Source organism: Olivibacter sp. EAT-5 (genome assembly GCF_044784325.1).
In the GTDB taxonomy this organism is placed as follows: domain Bacteria; phylum Bacteroidota; class Bacteroidia; order Sphingobacteriales; family Sphingobacteriaceae; genus Olivibacter; species Olivibacter oleidegradans.
In genome coordinates, this window is sequence record NZ_CP173028.1 from 3058257 (window position 1) to 3080782 (window position 22526).

15 protein-coding genes are annotated in these 22526 nt (G+C 43.5%); 12 read left to right on the forward strand and 3 right to left on the reverse strand.

The features are described from left to right. The first annotated feature begins 41 nt into the window (after positions 1-41). The 12 genes from ACH11B_RS12560 to ACH11B_RS12615 all read left to right on the forward strand — a co-directional run bounded on the left by ACH11B_RS12560 (position 42) and on the right by ACH11B_RS12615 (position 21281). A complete protein-coding gene (locus ACH11B_RS12560; RefSeq protein WP_377612417.1) occupies positions 42-3356 on the forward strand; it encodes a glycoside hydrolase family 2 TIM barrel-domain containing protein in 3315 nt (1104 codons plus the stop codon). A 33-nt stretch (positions 3357-3389) separates the two neighbouring features. After that, positions 3390-4541, forward strand: a complete 1152-nt coding sequence (locus ACH11B_RS12565) for an extracellular solute-binding protein (RefSeq protein ID WP_013665614.1) — start codon at positions 3390-3392, stop codon at positions 4539-4541. Further along, complete coding sequence (locus tag ACH11B_RS12570; protein WP_013665615.1) at positions 4538-5683, forward strand: CaiB/BaiF CoA-transferase family protein; 1146 nt, start codon at positions 4538-4540, stop codon at positions 5681-5683. Before ACH11B_RS12565 ends, ACH11B_RS12570 begins: the two co-directional genes overlap by 4 nt. A 1-nt stretch (position 5684) precedes the next feature. Then, positions 5685-6845 carry a CaiB/BaiF CoA transferase family protein gene (locus ACH11B_RS12575; protein WP_377612414.1) on the forward strand — a complete coding sequence of 387 codons (1161 nt, stop codon included), beginning with the start codon at positions 5685-5687 and terminating at the stop codon, positions 6843-6845. A 16-nt stretch (positions 6846-6861) separates the two neighbouring features. Beyond that, the gene (locus ACH11B_RS12580; protein WP_377612412.1) at positions 6862-8070 is read left to right on the forward strand and encodes an extracellular solute-binding protein; all 1209 of its coding nucleotides are present in this window, start codon (positions 6862-6864) and stop codon (positions 8068-8070) included. Further along, positions 8063-9145, forward strand: a complete 1083-nt coding sequence (locus ACH11B_RS12585; protein WP_377612410.1) for a Gfo/Idh/MocA family protein — start codon at positions 8063-8065, stop codon at positions 9143-9145. The genes ACH11B_RS12580 and ACH11B_RS12585 overlap by 8 nt, the downstream gene beginning before the upstream one ends. Positions 9146-9160: 15 nt before the next feature. Then, complete coding sequence (locus ACH11B_RS12590; RefSeq protein WP_013665619.1) at positions 9161-9604, forward strand: MaoC/PaaZ C-terminal domain-containing protein; 444 nt, start codon at positions 9161-9163, stop codon at positions 9602-9604. Between the two features lie 14 nt (positions 9605-9618). After that, a complete protein-coding gene (fucP, locus tag ACH11B_RS12595; RefSeq protein WP_377612408.1) occupies positions 9619-10908 on the forward strand; it encodes an L-fucose:H+ symporter permease in 1290 nt (429 codons plus the stop codon). Positions 10909-11087: 179 nt separating this feature from the next. Further along, positions 11088-14528, forward strand: a complete 3441-nt coding sequence (locus ACH11B_RS12600) for a glycosyl hydrolase (protein ID WP_377612406.1) — start codon at positions 11088-11090, stop codon at positions 14526-14528. A gap of 643 nt (positions 14529-15171) precedes the next feature. Beyond that, entirely contained in the window at positions 15172-17214 is a 2043-nt protein-coding gene (locus tag ACH11B_RS12605) for a glycoside hydrolase family 127 protein (RefSeq protein WP_377612404.1), read from the forward strand. 163 nt (positions 17215-17377) lie between these two features. Then, positions 17378-18793, forward strand: coding sequence for a sialate O-acetylesterase (locus tag ACH11B_RS12610; protein ID WP_377612402.1), 1416 nt, complete (start codon positions 17378-17380; stop codon positions 18791-18793). Between the two features lie 145 nt (positions 18794-18938). Beyond that, on the forward strand, positions 18939-21281 hold the full coding sequence (locus ACH11B_RS12615) for a DUF5703 domain-containing protein (RefSeq protein WP_377612400.1): 2343 nt from the start codon (positions 18939-18941) through the stop codon (positions 21279-21281). A gap of 88 nt (positions 21282-21369) precedes the next feature. On the opposite strand, the gene rplI is transcribed toward ACH11B_RS12615, so the two are convergent. From rplI to rpsF, 3 genes are read right to left on the reverse strand one after another with little or no spacing between them, the layout of a single operon-like run. Further along, complete coding sequence (rplI, locus tag ACH11B_RS12620; protein WP_013665625.1) at positions 21370-21813, reverse strand: 50S ribosomal protein L9; 444 nt, start codon at positions 21811-21813, stop codon at positions 21370-21372. An 18-nt stretch (positions 21814-21831) separates the two neighbouring features. Beyond that, the gene (rpsR, locus tag ACH11B_RS12625) at positions 21832-22095 is read right to left on the reverse strand and encodes a 30S ribosomal protein S18 (protein ID WP_013665626.1); all 264 of its coding nucleotides are present in this window, start codon (positions 22093-22095) and stop codon (positions 21832-21834) included. Continuing rightward, the gene (gene rpsF / locus ACH11B_RS12630; RefSeq protein WP_013665627.1) at positions 22095-22463 is read right to left on the reverse strand and encodes a 30S ribosomal protein S6; all 369 of its coding nucleotides are present in this window, start codon (positions 22461-22463) and stop codon (positions 22095-22097) included. Before rpsF ends, rpsR begins: the two co-directional genes overlap by 1 nt. Positions 22464-22526 lie beyond the last annotated feature (63 nt).

Genomic DNA, 22526 nt, shown 5'->3' on the forward strand with positions numbered 1-22526 from the left:
TTTATTTTTGATACTCACTAGCCAGCAAATTAGAACGAACCGTGATTATAAGCAATTGTCGTTTAAAAAGTAATTTAGTAATCTTGATCTGTGGGATGCTTTCGGCAAGTCTAAGTGCCCAAACCGTGGATGGTCTTCCAGCCACCATACCACCTGTTCCTTCTGTATATCAGGCAGAACCGTGGGAAGATCCATTAATAACGAGTGTAAACAGAGAGCCGGCTCGTGCAACGGCCTATTCTTATAGTACAGAACAAGACGCCTTATCCGACAATCGGGAAAGCTCGGGTAGAATGTTATCATTGAATGGCAAATGGGAGTTCGCTTTTGTGACTAAACCTGCTGATGCGCCGAAGGATTTTTATAAAGCTAAAGTGAGTGGATGGAATAAAATCGATGTGCCCTCCAATTGGGAGATGAAGGGCTATGATATCCCGATCTATAAAAGTGCGGTCTACCCATTTCGTCCGGTTGATCCGCCGAGGGTTCCGAAGGACTATAATGCTGTTGGCTCTTATCAGCGAACCTTTACGATACCCGAAGACTGGAACAATTTAAATGTTACGCTTCATTTTGGCGGGGTAAGCTCTGCTTTTAAAGTCTGGCTGAATGGTAAGTTTTTAGGATACGGGGAAGACAGCTGCTTACCTTCAGAGTTTAATATAACACCCTACCTTCGGGCCAGCGAGAATGTACTATCGGTACAGGTAATCCGGTGGAGCGACGGATCATATTTAGAGGATCAGGATCACTGGCGTATGAGTGGCATCCAACGGGAAGTAATGCTTTTGGCCGAGCCAAAAGTGCGCATCGCCGACTTCCACTGGCAGGCTAAATTGGATAAGGATTATCAAGATGCGATACTGAGTATACGACCACGCATAGAGAACTTGACAGGCGATTCCATCAACGGATATAGTGTACGTGCACAACTATATAATGCTGAAGGGGAACCGGTTTTTGAAAAGGCTTTACAGCGCTCCGCCAATGATATTGTGAATGAGATCTACCCACGACTCGATAATGTGAAATTCGGCTTATTGGAAACGAAGGTGCTTAACCCTAAAAAATGGTCGGACGAGGAACCTTATTTATATCGCCTTTTATTGACATTGGTAGATAATACGGGAAAAATATTGGAGGTAAAAACCTGTCGTGTCGGTTTTCGTAGTATAGAATTTGATAAGAATAGCGGAAAGTTACTGATAAACGGGAAAGTGACCTATCTGTACGGCGTTAACCGCCATGACGCACATCCTGAAAAAGGAAAGGCCTTGTCGAGGGAAGATATCAGGAAAGACCTTCAATTGATTAAACAATTTAATTTTAATGCCATTCGAACCAGCCATTATCCCAATGATCCCTATTTATACGATCTATGTGATGAGTATGGCATTTTTGTAATGGATGAAGCTAATTACGAAACGCACGGTCTTGGGGGGAAACTAAGCAACGATCCACAGTGGACACATGCCTTCATGGAACGAACGAGTCGCATGGTCATGCGCGATAAAAATCATCCATCCATTATTATCTGGAGTTTAGGGAATGAGGCAGGCCGAGGGCCGAATAATGCGGCTATGGCCGCGTGGATCCATGATTTTGATATTACACGACCGGTGCACTACGAGCCGGCTATGGGAAGCCCGAGAGAAGAGGGTTATATTGATCCCTCCGACCCGAGGTACCTAAAACCCAATGACCACGCACATCGACTTGGTAATCCAAGGGATCAATATTATGTAGATATCATCAGCAGGTTCTATCCCGGGATTTTTACACCGGAACTGTTGTTGAATCAGCAGAATGGAGATAAAAGGCCCATCTTGTTTGTCGAATATGCGCATTCAATGGGAAATTCGACAGGGAATATGAAAGAGTTTTGGGATATTTTCAGAAGTCATCCGCGATTGATTGGCGGATTTATCTGGGAGTTTAAAGATCATGGGTTAATAAAAAGAGATGAGCAGGGAAAGTCCTATTTTGCCTATGGGGGTGATTTTGGTGAGAAAAGGCACGATGGTAATTTTTGCATCGATGGCATCGTTGCCTCCGATGGCCGACCGAAGGCGGCTATGTATGAATGTAAGCATGTGTATCAACCGATCGAGACGAAGTTGATCGATACGAATGCAGTGCGATTGCAAATTTTCAATCGTCATGCTGTTCGCAATTTGGATAGTTATGACCTAATTATTTCCTTACTTGGTGATGGAGAGGTACTCCTGACAAAAAATCTAGGAAAATACCCCTTGAAGGCAGGATCAGACACCACTGTATTGCTTCGTAAATATCTACCAAAGCTAAAAGACAACAAAGAGTATTTACTCAATATCAGTTACCGGTTAACAGAAGAAAAGTCGTGGGCAGCCAAAGGTTATGAAATAGCTACGGATCAGCTGGCTCTGACAAGTATAAGAAGCGGGCAAACAAGCCCCCGTAAATTTGGAGAAGTAAGGTGTCGGTCGGATAAGGAGCAGGTTATTCTGCAAAGTAATAACGGCATGGAAGTAATTATCAGTAAAAAGACCGGCGCACTCATTTCTTATAAAAGCGATGGCATGGAGCAAATCGCTCAGCCGTTTTTACCTCATTTCACCCGTCCCCAAACCGATAATGATCGAAAAGGCTGGAAACCATCTAAGCTGTTAAAGGTTTGGTATGAGACAAAACCAAGCTTAGTTGAACTATCCGTAGACAGTACGCAAAAAGGACAACTTGCGGTTACCAGTATTTATCACCTGATCAAAGACAGTGCTTCGGTACAAGTTAGTTATGTCTTTAATGGAGATGGGGTTTTAAAGGTAAACTATCAGTTACACGCTTCGAACAAGCTACCTAATCTGCCTAAGGTAGGAATGCAAGGGGGGATAAAACGTAGTTTCGATCAGTTGGCCTGGTATGGTAAGGGCCCTTCCGAAAACTATATAGATCGGAGATCGGGCTTTGCCGCCGGTATTTATCAGGCGCCGCTTGAAACATTCATCGAGCCTTATGTGTACCCGCAGGAAAATGCCAACCGTACCGATGTTCGTTGGATGCATTTGTCAAATGCTCAAAATGATGGATTGCTGGTTGTTGCCGGTAGCCTGTTGAGCATGAGCGCCTGGCCTTACACGGAAGAAGAGATCGTGACAGCCAAGTATCATCATCTGTTAAAAGATGCCGGCTATATTACCCTGAACATCGATCTCATACAAATGGGCGTTGGTGGTAACGATTCATGGTCGGCAGTCTCGCAACCTTTACCACAATATCAAGTGCCTGCTAAAGATTATCACTATAGTTTTTACTTATTGCCTTTCAAGGGAGACGTAAGTAAGCAGTCAGAAAGAATCAAAGCAATTAAATTCTAAGGAATAAGACGAAGGTGCTTAAACAAAATAGGAATGAAACGAATTGAACTAAAAGGAATTACTTGGAATCACAGCAGAGGGGTTACACCCATGCATGCCACGGCGCAACGATTTAGCGAAATGCACGCCGGGATTGAGATAAAATGGGAAAAGCGCTCATTACAGGCCTTTGCCGATTTTTCAGTTCAGGAGCTGGCAGAGCGCTATGACTTATTGGTCATCGATCATCCATGGGCAGGTTTTGCGGCGCGTACTAAAAGCATTTTACCTTTAGACGACTATTTGTCATCCCATTTTTTAAAAGATCTCGAAGAAAATAGTGTAGGCCATTCTCATAAAAGTTATCAGTTTGATGGTCATCAATGGGCGCTGGCCATTGATGCAGCAACACCAGTTGCATCGAGTAGGCCTGACCTACTAAGAAAACATGGGTTAACACTTCCTGCGACCTACGAAGAACTACTGGAAATTGCTGATCGTGGATTCGTCGGTTTCGCACTCATACCGATCGATACACTGATGAGCTTCTATATGTTTTGCTGCTCATTGGGTGAGGACCCCTGTCAGACAGACGAACACGTCGTCAGTGAGGTTATTGGCGTTCGAGCCCTGCAGCTTTTTAAGCGGCTTGCCGACAAAGTGCATAAGCGCTTTCACCATTTAAACCCGATTCAGGTATATGAGTATATGACCAATACCGATGACATTGCCTATTGCCCTTTTGCGTATGGGTATTCGAATTATGCGCGTCATGGCTACGCCCCTCGCGTACTGGACTTTCATGATCTGGTAAGTCTCGATGGAAAGGAAAACATGCGGAGCACCTTAGGAGGCACAGGTTTAGCGGTTTCGGCTAAATGTCAATACTTGCAGGAAGCGATGGATTATGTACGCTATGTGGCTTCTCCGGCTTGTCAACTTGGGCTGTATTTCGATAATGGCGGTCAACCTGGGCATCTGAAAGCTTGGCAGTCGGTACACACCAATAAAATGAGCGGAAATTACTTTTATAATACGCTGCCGGCATTGCAGCGTGCTTTTCTTCGTCCACGTTACCACGGCCATATGTTTTTTCAGGATCATGCAGGAGATGTGGTGCGCAATTTTATTATCGATGGCGGAAACGAACAAGCCGTATTGCAAAAATTAAATGAACTCTATCAAGAGTCTAAAGCATTAGTATGAAGCCATTAGAAGGAATATTGGTGTTAGAGTTTGCCCAATTTATGGCCGGTCCAACGGCGGGTCTCAAACTGGCAGATTTGGGTGCCCGTGTTATTAAAATAGAGCGGCCGGGTAAGGGTGAGGGTGGAAGACAAATCGCTATTAAAAATTTGTTTGTTGACGGTGATAGCTTGGTTTTTCACACCATAAATCGAAATAAAGAATCCTATGCTGCCGACTTGAAAGACCCGGAAGACCTCAAAAAGGTTAAACAGCTTATTGCCAAAGCCGACGTAATGACGCACAATTTCCGACCAGGTGTCATGGAGAAAATAGGACTAACGTATGATGCGGCCTGTAAGATTAATCCACAAATTATATATGGTGTGGTAACAGGCTATGGAAAGAAAGGCCCTTGGGCCAATAAACCTGGTCAAGACTTACTGATACAAGCCATGTCGGGGCTTAGCTGGCTTTCGGGTACTAAAAGCGATGGACCCGTACCATTTGGATTAGCAGTGGCGGATATGGCCTGCGGTGCGCACCTGACCCAGGGTATTTTGGCCGCCTTATTAAAGCGTAATAAGACAAGAAAAAGCGCCTTGGTTGAAGTCAGCTTATTGGAATCTACTCTTGATCTACAGTTTGAGTTGCTTACCACCTTTTTAAATGATGGCGGAAAGTTGCCGAAACGTAGCGCTATGCGGGGAAGCGGACATGCTTATTTAAGTGCTCCCTACGGTGTTTATCAAACAAGTGATGGTTACCTGACCTTGGCAATGGGCGACTTAATGAAAATAGGAACCAGCATGGGTTGCGACTTAACAGCTTATCAAGACCGATCTTCTTGGTTCGAAAAAAGAGATGCTATTATTAGCAAGCTAGGAAAACATTTTCGCCATAATAGTACAGAATATTGGCGAGTTCGACTTGAAAAAGACGGCATTTGGTGTTCTTCGGTTCTCAATTATCGTCAAGCATTAGATCACGAAGCCTTCCGTGTTTTGGAGATGACACAAGAAGTGATATTGGCTGACGGAAAAAAGCTGACTACAACCCGAAATCCCATACGTATCAATGGAGAGAAGTTATATGCCACTAAGGCAGCGCCGAAAGTAGGTGAGGACACCGACGATATTGTCAATGAGTTCAATATAGTATAAGATGAAGCCACTGGAAGGATATTTAGTCGTTGATTTTAGCCAATTTTTGTCTGGCCCCTCGGCTAGCCTTCGCCTAGCGGATTTGGGTGCACGTGTTATTAAAGTGGAGAAACCGATAACAGGCGATATTTGCAGAAGCCTGTATACGACGGACCTGATTATGAATGGCGAGTCTTCCGTTTTTCATGCCATTAACCGTAACAAGGAAAGTCTATCAGCTGATTTGAAGAATCCGGATGACATTGTTCTAATAAAGAAGTTATTAAAGCAGGCCGACGTGATGATCCATAACTTTCGTCCAGGTGTTATGGAACGACTAGGGCTTGATTTCAACGAGATTATAAAGATCAATCCGCGTATTGTGTATGGGGAGATATCAGGATACGGAAATGAGGGCCCTTGGAAGGACCGACCGGGGCAGGATTTGCTATTGCAATCGCTTACCGGATTAACCTGGCTCAGTGGAAACGCGGGTGACGGTCCAGTACCTATGGGCTTGTCTATAGTCGATATGTTGGCGGGAGCAAATCTTGTGCAGGGAATACTTGCCTGTTTAATTCAACAATCCCGCACGGAACAGGCGGCGCTGGTGCAGGTAAGCATGACGGAAACAGCCTATGATTTTCAATTTGAAGCCATTACGACTTTTTATAGAGACGGAGGTGCTTTGCCTCAACGAACAAAAGTGAATAATGCACATGCCTATCTGGGTGCTCCTTATGGAATTTATCAAAGCTCTGACGGCTATATCGCCTTAGCAATGGGTTCCATTCCGGTTTTGGGCAAATTGTTAAAATGCCCTGATCTCGAAAACTACCCATTGGTGTCTGATGCGTTTGATAAGCGCGATGAGATAAAACAGATTATCGCTGTGCATTTAAAAGGAGGAAGCACCCAACAATGGTTAGACCTTTTGGAACCAGCGGACATATGGTGTGCAGAGGTATTAACTTGGGATCGGCTGGTGACTCATGAAGGCTTCCAAACGTTGGAGATGATACAGGAGGTAAGAATGCAAGATGGTTATACCTACCGAACCACGCGATGCCCGATCCGAATTGATGGTGAATACCTGATTTCTCCGATTGGATCGCCGATGTTAGGACAGGATAATGAGTCGATTTGGAAGGAATTCGGAGGGGAGGTGATTCGTGAGTCATAAACCTCTACGTATAGCGGTGAGAAAGTTCGAACCTTTTGAACGGTCAATGAAGCAAGCTTGGGAAGCTTATGCGAAGACGACCGGCTGCTCCTTAGAAGTGGAGTTGGTGGCTATGGACTTACATGAGCTTTATAACGAAACTATTCAGCAACAGGGTTTAAAAAAAGGTGTTTGGGATATCGCTCATATTAATACGGACTGGATCTGTGAAGCTTATACAGATCATGCGCTTTGCAATCTGGCGCCTTGGCTTCAAGCGAACCCACCGGAAGATTATCCTAATGGATGGAGCACATCACTCCTCAGCATGCAGCGTTTCGATGAGCAAGTGGTCGGTTTACCTTTTCATGATGGGCCCGAATGCCTGATTTACAGAAAGGATCTATTCGAACAAGAAGAAAATAAATCAGCCTTTTACAAACAATATAAAAGAGAGCTGAAAGTCCCCCAAACGTGGGATGAATATGTGGAAGTGGCACAGTTCTTCCATCGGCCAATGGATAAATTGTACGGAAGTGTGGTGGCGCTCTATCCTGATGGGCATAATGCTGTATTTGATTTTTGTCTGCAATTATGGAGTAGAGGGGGGAACTTAGTGGATGCGCTTGGAAAAATCCGATTAAATACAACAGAAGCGGAGAAAGCCTTGCAGTTTTATAAAACCCTTGTATCGCAGTCGGACTGTATTCACCCCAACTCCTTTCAATATGAGTCGGTACAGGCAGGTGCTGCCTTTGCACGTGGGGAAGCGGCAATGATGGTGAATTGGTTTGGTTTTGCTTCGGTTTGCGAGGTAACAAAAGAAGGGGCATTAAGAGGGAAAATTGACATTGCATCGGTACCGGCAGGAAATAACGGGCAGGGAACGTCTCTGAATGTTTATTGGCTCTATACCATTGGCTCTGGTAGTAAGTATGCTTCTATCGCCTATGATTTTATACGTTTTGCCATTAGTAGGCAGATGGACAAACAGCTTACCTTAAACGGAGGGATTGGATGCCGTGTGTCTACCTGGAAGGATCCCTTTGTGAATCAAATGATCCCTTACTATTATAAACTTGAGCTCTTGCATGAGCAATCGCAGACCTTGCCTCGGAAAAAGAATTGGGCAGCTATAGCTAATAGGATCGATCAGTTAATACAAGAAGTTCTTAATGGAGATGAGGTGATTGCCTCTTTATTGGAACAGGCACAAGAGGATATCAATATATTGGATCATGAATAAAGAAATACACATACCTTATCAAGCTGTTTTGCCGAAGCGTCCGTTGCCTATTATTGTAATAGGGGCGGGTGGAATCGTAGGAGACGCGCATTTACCAGCCTATAAGAAAGCCGGATTTGACGTTATCGGTATTACGAATCGCACCAAAGAAAAAGCAACACGATTGGCCAGACGGTTCGCCATACCACATGTATATCACTCTGTGGAAGCAGCTGTAGCTCAGGCTACGCCCAATGCGGTTTATGATATTACCATTATGCCCGATCAGTTTGTAGAGACCTTGAAGAAGCTGCCGGACGAAAGTGCAGTACTGATTCAAAAACCGATGGGAGATTATTTTCAACAAAGCAAGGAGATTTTAGCGGTTTGTAGGGATAAAGGACTAGCCGCAGCCATTAACTGTCAGTTGCGCGTAGCACCTTATATAAATGCTGCCCGCTATCTAATTGAAGAAGGGTTTATCGGTGAGCTATACGACATGGAAGTTAAGGTGACCGTACAAACACCTTGGGAGCTTTTTCCGTTGGTGAAGGTACATCCACGTTTGGAAATACAATATCACAGTATTCATTATATCGATTTAATTCGTTCCTTCCTTGGTGAACCGATAAGTGTATTCGCAAAGACCTTAAAGCACCCTGCGAAACAATTGTCTTCGTCCCGCTCTACGATCATATTAGACTATGGGGACACCTTACGGGCGGTTATTAATACCAATCATGACCACGATTTTGGTCCTCAACACCAAGAAAGTTATATCAAATGGGAAGGAACAAAAGGGGCGATAAAAGTTAAGATGGGCTTGTTAATGAATTACCCACACGGCGTTCCTGACGCCTTTGAATATTGTATACAAGCGAAAGGAGAGGAGCCCCAATGGCGGTCTTTAGCCATCGAAGGGTCTTGGTTTCCTGATGCCTTTATTGGAAGTATGGCGGCCCTTATGCGCTATAAAAATGGTGAGAGCGATGGGTTGAGCGCTCATGTAGAAGATGTTATCAAAACGATGGCTGTTGTCGAAGCGGCTTATCAGAGTAGTGATCAAGGAGGAATACCGATACAAACCGAATTTTAACATAAACCGGTCATTATGTACTTTAAATCAATTTTTTTTGAAGACTATCAGTTGGAAGATAAACGTGTTACATTGGGAAGGACGCTGACGGAGACAGACTTCGTTGTTCATGCGGGGCATACCGGAGACTTTTTCCCGCATCATTTAGATGCAGAGTGGTGTAAAACGCAACCATTCGGTCAACGTATAGCACATGGAACGATGGTGTTTAGCATTGGTATTGGATTAACAGCCTCCGAGATAAATCCAGAAGCTTTCTCGAAAGGTTATGATCGTCTACGTTTTATCAAGCCTGTTTTTATTGGTGATACCATTCACGCGGAAGTGACGATAAGCAATAAAAGTGAAGCAAAAAATCCAGCCTATGGTACCGTAACGGAGCATGTAGAGATCATCAATCAACGTGGAGAGGTTGTGCTGGTTGCCGATCATATTCTATTGGCTAAAAAGAAACCTTAAAACCCCATTGACCAATGGAGATTTTAGTAAATGAGTCCTTAGCTCAATCAAAAACGGGACAATCAGCGAAAAAATATTTACTGCCTTTTATATTGGTAACAGGCCTGTTTTTCCTTTGGGGAATGGCCCATAATCTGGATTCTATCCTGATTCCTCATTTGAAAAAAGCATGTAATTTGACCAATAGTCAATCGGCACTTGTCGACACATCGGTGTTTTTTGCCTATTTTATCATGGCCATTCCTTCCGGGTTTTTATTGAAGCGTTTCGGATATAAACACTGCATTATCATTGGTTTACTAGTTTTTGCCGGTGGGGCCTATCTATTCGTGCCGGCAGCAAACAATTTGAGCTATGAGATTTTTTTATTGGCACTTTTTATCATCGGTTGCGGTTTAGCTATCTTGGAAACCACGGCCAATCCTTATGCTGCCGTTTTGGGGAGTCCTGCTACAGCAGGGCGTCGATTAAATTTAGCGGCCTCCTTTAACGGTTTGGCTGCTATGGTAGCGCCCATAGTAGGAGCCAACTTTATATTGTCTGGAAAAGAATATAGTAAAGACGCCTTGGCAGCTATGCAGGAGACCGAACGTTTGCATTATTTTATGGACGAAGCATCCTCGGTGAAACTACCCTATGTTATCTTAGGCACTGTACTTTTGCTAGTAGCAATTGCATTCCTTTTTGTCAAACTTCCGGAAGTTGGTCAACAACCGGAACATGTTGAAAATAGCAACTTTTTTTCAGTGTGGAAATATCGGAATCTTAGTTTCGGTGTGGTAGCTCAATTCTTTTATGTGGGCGCGCAAGTTTGCATCACGAGCTTTTTTATTCGCATGGCCCAGCAGGGTGCGAATGTAGACGAAAAGACAGCTGGTTATTACTTAGGTATCTATGGGTTCTTATTTATGCTGGGTCGATTTGTAGGAACTTTTTTATTACGCTTTCTTTCGTCGCGCAAACTGCTGATTCTTTTCACTGCGTTTGCCCTTCTTCTCTGTTTGGCGGCTATTTTAGGTGAAGGGATGTCGGTAGTATATGCATTGGGATCAATCGGGTTTTTTATGTCCATCATGTTTCCCACCATTTTTGCGCTGGGCATTGAAGGTTTAGGAGACCAAACAAAGGCTGCCTCATCCTGGCTTATTATGTCCATTGTAGGAGGCGCTATTTTGCCGTATGGTATGGGTAGCTTAATAGATTATGCCGGTGATAGTATACAGATCGGTTATATCGTGCCTTTAGTCTGTTTTGTAGTGGTGCTGGCTTATGGATGGAGAGGGGGAGGAGTGAGTGATGAATGATGAATGATGAGTGATGAATTGTGGGAATAGTTAATAGTGAGTAGGGAATAGTTACTAGGCTTTCTGGGACGTAAGACATGTTCCCAACTAACAGGTTTCCTTGTTCACTGAGGCAGTAGCAGCGGCACCAATTAAAGCCGAAGGCTGTTAGCTGAAAGTTGATATTAAACAAAGATTAAATGAAAAAAATAGGGAGCTGTTTTTTGTTTTTATTCATGCTGTGTTTGCACGTTGTTTTTGCGCAGCATGAAAAGCTGTCCTCCCATATGGAATATGTAAACGGGCAGGGGCTTGAACAAGCGAAGCCTTGGGTCTTTTGGTATTGGATGCATTCTGCTTATTCCAAAGAAGGGATTACAGCTGATTTGGAAGCGATGAAAGAAATTGGGATTTCGGGCGCTTATTTAGCACCTATTAAGGGTAAAACGGATCCTCCTTTGTACGAACCGGTAATAGAAACGATGACACCCGCTTGGTGGGATTTAATACGCTTTACGTTGGAAGAAGCTGATCGTGTTGGAATAAAGCTTGCATTATTGCCGGGAGACGGTTTCGCGACCGCCGGTGGAAGTTGGATAAGTCCAGAGCTGTCGATGCAGAAAGTGGTATGGGCGGATACCGTTATTGCTGGCGGGAAAGATGTGCGACTGGCATTGCCCCAACCGGAAGCCTACCAAGGTTATTACCGTGATATAGCGACTTTTGCTCTGCCAGTAAAGGATTATCAACGTGAAGATAATCAGCCCACCGTAAGCACCAGTACGCGCACTGAAGCTCAATTTTTAACAATTAAGGGGAATAAGAAAAATTTTAGCAGTAAAGAACCCTGTTGGATTCAGTATACGTATAAGCAACCTTACACTTGTCGCGCTATCCAAATAGAAGTTGAAGGTTTTAACTATCAATCGGGCAGACTTATCATTCAAACAAGTAACGATGGTATTCATTTTCAGGAAGTAAGCCGGCTCAAACCGCCGCGAGCGGGCTGGCTTGATTGGGATGTTGGACTGACGCATGCGATAGAACCGATTACGGCGCGATACTTTCGTTTTGTGTATGACCCTGAAGGCAGCGAACCGGGGGGAGAAGACCTGGACGCAGCAAAATGGAAGCCTAGCTTAAAGTTGTCGGGTATCCATTTATTGTCGACATCGCGTATCCATCAATACGAAGGTAAATCAGGCGTAGCTTGGCGAATCAGTGAGCCAAGCACTTCTTTGCAAATTGCAGACACCGATTGCATCAAGAAAGACCAGCTGATTAATATCTCTTCTTCTGTACAGGCGGACGGCACATTGACTTGGAAGGCACCTTCGGGAGTATGGAAGATTTTGCGTATGGGGCATACATCAACCGAGCATATGAACGAAACTGCTGGAAACGGTAAAGGCTTGGAATGCGATAAGATGAACCCGAAAGCCATTGAAATACAGTTGCAAGGCTGGTTACAAAAAGCGATTGATGTGGCAGGTGATAGCTTAGCCCGTCAAGTCTTAAAAATTTTTCATGTTGATAGCTGGGAATGCGGTAGCCAAAACTGGTCGCCCGTTTTTCGTAATGAATTTAAAAGAAGAAGGGGGTATGATCCAGTCGATTATTTACCGGCAATGGCCGGATATCCGATAGCGAGTGCCGATTTTTCAGAACGGTATCTGTATGACATTCGCCAAACGATTGCCGAAGTAGTAAATACCAATTTCTTTGAACCCATAAAAGCCTTTACACATAAGCACGGAGCTGTTTTCAGCGCAGAAACGACAGCGCCGGTAATGTTAACCGACGGTATGGCTCATTTTAAGACGGTGGACATACCCATGGGAGAATTTTGGTTAAGGAGTCCGTCGCACGACAAGTTCAACGATGTGCTCGATGCAGTATCCGGCGCTCATATCTATGGTAAACCCCTTGTGCAGGCCGAGGCTTTTACCCAAATACGGATGGAGTGGGATGAGCATCCCGGAAATCTCAAAACATTGCAAGATCGAAATTACGCCCTTGGCGTAAATCGGTTGGTCTATCATATTTACGTACATAATCCATGGCTGAATAGAAAACCTGGCATGACACTTAGTAGTATTGGTCTGTATTTTCAGCGTGATCAAACTTGGTGGAAGCAAGGAAAAGCATGGGTTGACTACGCTACGCGTGTACAACAGCTGCTGCAGGCAGGGACGCCGGTTACCGATTTGGCTGTTTTTACCGGTGAAGAGCTCCCAAGAAGAGCCATTCTTCCTGATCGCATGGTCTCAACCCTACCGGGTATCTTTGGTGAAAAGCGTGTATTGACGGAGCGAGCCCGGTTAGCTAATAAAGGCTTACCCATGCAGAAAATAGCAGGGGTAAGTACAAGTGCGAATATGGTGCAGCCTGAAGATTGGGTGAATGCACTGCGTGGTTATACTTATGATTCGCTTAATCCCGACATATTGTTGCAAGCAAAAGTGGAGGACGGGCGCATTGTACTTCCTACCGGCGCGGCTTACGGAATATTGGTACTCCTGGGTAGGCATGCTTTGCAGCCGAATGATCAAGCCATGAGCTTGGAAGTAGCGCGTAAACTGAAACAGCTTATCACTGAAGGTGCCAAAGTTGTACTAAGTAATAAACCACTGCGTACGCTGGGATTATCGGGTTTCCCGATGGCAGATACTGAATTGAATCGAATAACAGCACTTATCTGGGACGGCTCTTTCGAGCAAATGGAAGAAGGCAATAAATCCGTGCTCTTTAAAAAGCTTGGGAAGGGTATGATTATCAAGGCACCCTATTTGCTCTCTTCATTCAATCAATTCGGAGTGCGACCTGATGTTCATTTTAGTGAATTGGATGGCTCAGAAGCCACTGGCTTGGGCTTTAACCATCGGCGAACCGATGAAAAAGATATTTACTTTTTGACCAATCAACGGGAGCAAGATCGAAAACTGCTCGTGTCATTCCGGGTAGCGGGTAAAGTTCCGTACCTATATGATCCGGTAAGTAATATCGGGAAGCCCTTGGGCGAATGGCGTATCATAGGGGATCGCACGGAAATTCCGCTTCAATTTGCTCGTAATGCTTCTTTATTTGTTCTTTTTAAGGAAGAAACCAACTTAAAAGAAGCTAAATCAGCAAGGAACTGGCTGCAGTTACGGGAGAAAAAGAAATTAAATAGCCCCTGGAATGTTCAATTTGATCCCGATTACGGTGGGCCAAAAGAAGCAATCACAATGAAGGAGTTAAAAAGCTGGAGCGAGTTTGATGACCCGGCTATACGGAATTATTCCGGTACAGCCTGTTATCAGACGACTTTTCGCTGGGAGGACGAAGGCAAGCATTCGCCAATATGGCTGCAGTTGGAAGAAGTAGCCAATATCGCTACCATAAAAGTAAACGGCGTGGACTGCGGGACACTATGGACTGCGCCCTATTGCGTTGATATAAATAAGGTTTTACGGAAAGGAGAGAACCAATTGGAGATAGCTGTAACGAATACCTGGGCGAATCGACTGATCGGCGATCAGGCATTGCCAATGGAGAAACGCATTACGCAAACAACGGCACCCTTCCGTTTAGAAGGGCAGCCTTTGTTGAAGGCCGGCCTTATTGGGACGGTGCGTTTGATGGAAGAAGAAGTTAATTAGCCAATTCATTAATTAGCTAATGTGATAATGGAAATAATGAACGATGAGTTATAAGTGAATGAGATAATGAATGAGAAGCAGTATCTTACAACGAGAGCCTAGCAGCCTACCGTAGGTAAGCTAAGGGATTTCGCTTTTAACATACAGATGAAGGTATTTATATTAAAAGACTGTTTTTTTTATTCAACTTTTCTTGATAAAAGTTGAGCAAAATCAAGGCTTGTGTAGGCTACCTTGCACCTGATTGCAAAGCATCATTAGCGCGTATTGGAGCCGTTTCACTTCCTCAATCCGCTTGGATACCGTAATATGAGCAGACATGCAAATGCTTTGCTGCTCGTTGCGTCGGTATCCTCCAAGGCCGTTTATCCGATACTCGGGGGCCATATGGCTGTCCGCAAAAGCTTTCCGTTCAGCTGAAATATCGCCTAGGAAGTTTGCGGCTTGCAGGTTGAAGCACTACCATCGTAGCAAAGTTCCAAGCGATGAGTCTTTGGTTACTTTCTGCGGAAGAAAGTAACACAAATTAAAAAACCTGATTAGGAAAAACGTTCCTTTTTTAAAAGCGAAACCGACCAACGGGAGTTCATCGAGGTAATCCCGGTAGGTAAGATGAGGATCTGCCTTTGATCAATTATTATGTATGATGATATATAAAAATGCTATAAAAAGTCTTATTTGGTTAGGAGTATGTGCTACTCTTAATTTAAAAGCGCAGGAAGCCGCCTTGGTAAACACCTCTGCCAGCCCCTATGCGAAATTAAAACCTGTGGGAATGGACCAGGTACATTGGACGGAAGGTTTTTGGGCAAACCGATTCGAGGTGTGCAAAGAACGTATGGTTCCGCAACTATGGAGTGTTTATAACGATGAACATATCAGCCACGCCTATAAGAATTTTGAAATAGCTGCAGGTTTGGACACGGGGAGTCATAGTGGGCCATCTTTTCATGACGGTGATTATTATAAGATGTTGGAAGCCGTTGCGAGTCTATATGCTGTTACGAAGGATCCGGCGCTGGACAAGAAAATGGACAAAGTGATCAAGACCATTGCTCTATCGCAACGGGAAGACGGTTACATTTATACATTGTCGATGATTCAGCAACGCAAAACTGGTGTAAAAAATCAATTTGAAGATCGCTTAAGTTTTGAAGCCTATAACATTGGGCATTTAATGACGGCCGCCTGCGTACATTATCGAGCTACTGGAAAACGTAATCTATTGGATGTTGCGATTAAGGCCACTGATTATCTCTATCGGTTTTACAAATCGGCTTCACCAACCTTAGCGCGAAATGCCATTTGTCCTTCTCATTATATGGGGGTAGTTGAGATGTATCGTACTTTAGGCGATAAACGATACCTGGAGCTGGCAAAACACCTAATTGATATAAAAGGCCAGATTGAGGACGGAACCGACGATAATCAGGATCGAATTCCCTTTCGGGAACAGCAAAACGTAATGGGACACGCGGTGCGGGCAAATTACCTCTATGCCGGTGTTGCGGACGTCTATGCCGAGACAGGTGATACCAGTCTTTTTAATCAACTCCATAAAATGTGGACGGACGTCACCTCTCATAAAATGTATATAACCGGTGGTTGTGGTTCGCTATATGATGGAGTTTCGCCGGATGGCACTTCTTATGATCCCAAAGAGGTCCAGAAGATCCATCAAGCTTATGGACGAGACTACCAATTACCTAACTTCACCGCTCATAATGAAACCTGTGCCAATATCGGAAATATGCTATGGAATTGGAGGATGCTACTACTAACAGGTAACGCAAAGTTTGCTGACGTTTTAGAGTTGGCACTTTATAATAGCGTTCTATCGGGTATTAGCTTAGATGGAGAACGGTTTTTATATACAAATCCACTGGCTTACTCGGATAAATTACCCTTTAAACAGCGATGGTCGAAAGATAGAGTGCCATATATCGCATTGTCCAACTGTTGTCCGCCAAATGTAGTAAGGACCCTTGCAGAGGTACATAATTATTTTTATAGCATTTCGGATGAGGGCATATGGATTAATCTATACGGTGGAAGTGAGTTAAAGACGTCATTGCCGAATGGGGGTACGGTTAAATTAAAACAGGAAACGGCTTATCCTTGGGATGGAGTGATCAAAGTTGTGGTAGAAGAAGCTGTTAAAGATGACTTTTCTTTGTTTTTGCGTATTCCCGGATGGGCGGACCAAGCCATGATTCAGGTAAACGGGCAGGACGTGAACAAAGTTTTGAAACCAGGCTCCTATACCATGATACGGAGAAAGTGGAAAAAAGGGGATGTTGTATTCTTGAAGATGCCCATGGAAGCTCATTTGATGCAAGCTAACCCATTGGTAGAGGAAAGCAGAAACCAAGTAGCCGTGAAACGTGGCCCTATTGTGTATTGTTTGGAATCTTCGGACTTGCCCCGAGGCAAGAGCATATTCGATGTAGCAATTCCTGCTGATATGACCTTTCAGACAGAAAACCAGTTGATTGACAACTGCCCTGTTACCTCTTTAACAGGGGAAGCAAAGGTAATCGACCAACAGCAGAATTGGGACGGTGTTCTTTACAGAAAAATAGACAAGGGCATTAAGAAAACGATACCGCTCCGATTCGTGCCTTATTTTACCTGGGGTAATAGAGGACATACGGACATGACGGTTTGGATGCCTGTTAGTTATTAGTTATTGGTTGTTAGTTATTGGTTGTTAGTTATTAGGAGTAATAGTAAGACGAAATCAACATCGCACCCTATGGGTCGACTTGGCAGCTGATCACTGATAACTGAACATAAATCTTATGTCCTTTATCTTAAGTCTTATGTCTTGATAAAAATAATTTAGTAAAATGAGAAGAGCACTTTTTATACTTTCTTTCCTCTTCATTTATGGCAGTGCTTTTGCCGAAATTAGGTTGGGAGCCATTTTTACGGATGGCATGGTACTTCAACGGCAGTCGGCCGTACCTATTTGGGGATGGGCGTCTCCTGGTACAAACGTAACGATCGAGAGTTCATGGAACCATCAAAAATATAATGTAAAGGCCGACGAGAAAGGCAAATGGCTTGTTAAGGTGCAAACACCGGACGCTGGAGGGCCCTATTCACTGGCTTTAAATGACGGTACGCCGCATACAATAAAAGACATACTAATTGGTGAAGTATGGCTATGTTCCGGTCAGTCAAATATGGAAATGCCATTAAAAGGCTTTAGAGGACAACCCATTATCGGGTCAAATGACGCAATTCTTCATTCGGCAAATAACCACCTTCGTTTATATACCGTGCCTCGATCCTCTCAGTTACAGCCTCAGGACGATAGCAAACCGTCGGTTTGGAAGGAGGCAAATCCTGAAAATGTAGCTAACTTCAGTGCTACCGCCTATTACTTCGGGCGCTTACTGCAAGAGATTCTGCAAGTGCCGGTTGGACTGATTCACAGCAGCTACGGCGGATCAACTATTGAAGCTTGGATGGATCGTGAACTGTTGCAGGATTTTAAGGAGGTTTCCTTACCAAAAGACAGTATTCCGGTAAAGAATCGGACCCCAACAACCCTTTTTAACGGGATGATTCACCCAATTGTTGGTTATACAATTAAGGGATGTATTTGGTATCAAGGTGAATCAAATTATGAAAACCCTGATCTATATGAACAGCTTTTTCCGGCCATGGTGAAGAGGTGGAGAGCCTTGTGGAATCAAGGAAATTTCCCTTTTTATTATGCGCAAATCGCACCGTATAATTATGCGCAGCTGCCACCTTATCATGCAGGTGGTAAAAATAATTCGGCCTTTTTGCGGGATGCGCAAAGAAAATCACTGGAGAAAATACCTAATAGCGAAATGATTTCTTTAATGGATGTAGGCGAAGAAAATTGTATCCACCCTGCTAACAAAAAAGTAGGCGGAGAACGATTTGCTTTAATTGCCTTGTCACAGGTATACGGCAAAAAAGGTTTTGCCTGGGCTTCCCCTACTTATGAATCAATGGAGGTGCAAGCAGGACAGGTGATTGTACATTTTAAGCATGCTCCCCTTGGTCTAAGCGCTTTTGGAGGTGAATTACATAATTTTGAAATAGCAGGCGAAGACAAAGTCTTTTACCCGGCGCAGGGATTGATTAAAGGCAATACCGTTATCCTAAGCTCGCCTTCCGTAGTGAAGCCGCTGGCAGTCCGTTACGCCTTTAAAGATTTTGTAAGAGGCGAACTATTTAGTACTGCCGGCTTGCCCGTTGCATCCTTTAGAACGGATAATTGGTAAAATGGTTAAGTTGTTAAGTAGGGAAGTGGTTGAGAAGGTTATACGGAGATATTAGTCAATGTGATGATGTGATAATGGAAAGCCCTATAGCGATAGGAGCGAGCTGAAGGTGTATAGCCGATAGCTAAAAAAAATTGAAAAAATAATGCAAAGATATTTTATCCTATTCTTTTTTTTTCTTTGGAAGTTTTCCGTTGGTCAAGAGGTAGATCTAAGTTCATATAATATTATATGGAACAGCCAAAGTAACAATTCGAGCGAATCCATGCCTTGTGGGGGAGGGGATGTGGGACTGAATGTATGGACAGAGAAGGACGACGTGCTATTTTATATTGCGCGCAGCGGAACCTTTGACGAAAACAATACGTTATTGAAATTAGGGCGCGTTAGATTGCGCTTATCTCCTAATCCATTTCATGGTGGCACCTTTAAACAGGAATTGAAGCTTCGGGAGGGGACCGTATATATTGAAGCGAAGAACGAAGAGATTTCAGCAAAGATCAACTTGTGGGTGGACGTGTTTGCACCGATCGTTCATGTAGACATTGCGGCTGATAAACCGCTGCAAGTAACAGCTACTTACGAAAATTGGCGGTACCAAGATCGGGTCACAAAAGGTAAGGAAAACAATGCAAATTCCTATAAATGGGCGCCACCTGGCGATGTTATTGCAAAAAAAGATATCGTAGGTTACGAAGGTAGTAGCGGAGTTTTATTTTATCATCGAAATAAGGAAAATACCGTTTTTGATGTAACTGTGAAACAACAAGGTCTGGATAGTGTTAAAAAGAAGTTATTCGATCCCTTGTCTGACCTGACCTTTGGTGGATTCCTGATCGGTGAAGGTATGCAACAAGCTGGTGAAACTTCAGGCAAATACCAAGATACAGATTTTAAGGGGTGGCGTCTAACGACCGAAAAACCAACAAAAAAACAATCAATCAAAATTTACCTTCATACAAAACAAGAAAAATCGGTAGATACTTGGAAGAAGGAATTGTTGCTCTTAGCTAAAACGAAGAAGGATAAGGGGGCTACTGTTCATAACAAGGAATGGTGGGCGAATTTCTGGGATCGAAGTTATATCTGCATCAAGCCCGGGAGTAAAGACACCAGCGATATTGATTGGCAAATGGCCCGGAATTATCAGCTATTTAGGTATATGCTGGCTTGTAACGCTTACGGAGTATATCCGACAAAATTTAATGGTGGACTTTTTACCTATGATCCGTCGAGGATAGATACGGCAATGACCTATACCCCTGATTTCAGGAATTGGGGTGGAGGCACTCATACGGCTCAAAATCAACGTTTGGTATACTGGCCCATGCTAAAGAGCGGAGATGTCGATTTGATGAAGCCTGCATTTGACTTTTACCGTAGGATATTAAGCAATGCTGAGTTGAGAACGCAAACCTATTGGGGCCACAAGGGCGCCAGCTTTACCGAGCAAATCGAAAACTTTGGCCTGCCGAATCCGGCCGAATATGGGTGGAAGCGGCCTGTGGATTTTGATCGGGGAATGGAGTATAATGCTTGGTTGGAATATCAATGGGATACCGTATTGGAGTTCTGCATGATGATATTGGAAAGCCATCGTTATACCGGCGCTAATATTCGTCCATATATGCCTTTAATAGAAAGCTGTTTACAGTTTTTTGATGAACATTATCAATACCTAGCGAAGAAGAGAGGACGGAAGGCTCTGGATGGAGATGGACAGCTTGTGCTTTATCCCGGATCGGCTGCTGAAACCTATAAAATGGCTTACAATGCAAATTCCACCATAGCAGCTTTGAAAACCGTTACGGAGGGACTGTTGACGCTTCCTGATACATTATTGCCTTCTTCAAGAAAGGCCGAATGGAAAAAGATGCTATCCCGTATTCCTCCCTTAAGCTATAGAACGATAGATAATCGTATCTTACTGGCGCCGGCAAAACTGTGGGAACGTGTAAATAATGTCGAATCACCTCAATTATACCCTGTTTTTCCCTGGGGACTCTATGGGGTTGGGAAGCCAGGCTTAGATACGGCCCGTAATACCTATCAATTCGATCGGGATGCGTTGAAATTTAGAAGTCATATTGGCTGGAAGCAGGATAACATATTCGCTGCCCGTTTAGGGTTAACAGATGAAGCTTTACGGTTAAATCGATTAAAATTAAGCAATGCACCTCGTCGATTTCCTGCATTCTGGGGGCCGGGTTTTGACTGGGTGCCCGACCATAATTGGGGCGGCTCGGGTATGATCGGTTTGCAGGAAATGTTGTTGCAAACCGTAGGAGATAAAATCTATGTGCTTCCGTCGTGGCCGCTGGACTGCGATGTAGCTTTCAAACTGCATGCTCCTAAGCAGACGACCGTTGAGGTGGAGGTGAAGAATGGGAAAGTTAAAAAGCTAATCGTTAAGCCGGCAAGCCGAAGAAGTGATGTCATTTTACCCGAATCTACTAATATCTTGGAATCCTCAAACAATATCAAATGAAGTTACGGTGTTTTTCTACTCCAAGAAAGTATATTCACAAAAAAAGCCCTACTGTAAGGTAGGGCTTTTCTTTGTTCTTAGGAGGACGTTATTCTGCTACAACCACAAAAGGAACTTGTACTTTAACTTCCTTGTGTAAGTTTAAATTAGCAGTATATTCGCCAAGCTCTTTTGGCTCTACATCAAAAGTGATACGACGGCGATCAACTTCAAAACCTTCTTTTTTCAAAGCATCAGCGATTTGAATCGTGTTAACCGAACCGAAGATCTTGCCGGTTTCTCCAGCTTTAGCGCCTATTGTTAATTTAACAGACTCTAATTTAGCTGCAAGATCGGTAGCATCCTTTTTGATTTTTTCTTGTTTAAATTGCGCTTGTTTAATGTTTTCTGCAAGCACTTTCTTGGCTGAAGGAGTAGCTAAAATCGCTAAACCTTGAGGAATTAAGTAGTTACGACCATAACCATTTTTTACGGTTACGATATCATCCTTCTCGCCAAGTTTCTTAATATCTTGTTTTAAAATAATTTCCATGTCGTTCTTACCTCCAGATTATTTTAATGAATCAGTTACATAAGGTAATAAACCAATATGGCGTGCACGTTTCACAGCCTGTGCCACTTTACGTTGGAATTTTAAAGAAGTTCCTGTTAGGCGGCGAGGTAAAATCTTACCTTGATCATTTACAAACTTCAATAAAAAGTTTGCGTCTTTATAATCGATATATTTAATACCGTTCTTTTTGAAACGGCAATACTTCTTACGGTTATCCTCTACTTTAGGGGCAGTAACGTATTGAATTTGCTCTTTTGCCATTATTTTGCTACCTCCTCAGTTTTCGTTTCAGGTTTCTTGTTAAAAGCACCGCTGCGCTTTTTCTCGTTATAAGCAATTGCATGCTTATCTAACGAAATGGTAAGGAACCGCATAACACGTTCATCACGTTTGTACTCAAGTTCCAGTTTGCTGATTAATTCACCTGGAGCCTTGAATTCTGTTAGGTGATAGAACCCTGTTGTTTTTTTCTCAATAGGGTACGCTAATTTTTTCAAACCCCAATTATCCTCGTGGATAATTTCGGCTCCGTTTTCAGTAAGAATGTTTTTGAATTTGGCAATTACCTCTTTCGCAACCTCTTCTGATAACAACGGGGTAAGAATTACTACGGTTTCGTATTGTTGCATTTTGTTAAAAAGTTTGTTATTATAATGTCCGCACAAAGCGGAGCGCAAAGATAGGTATATGTT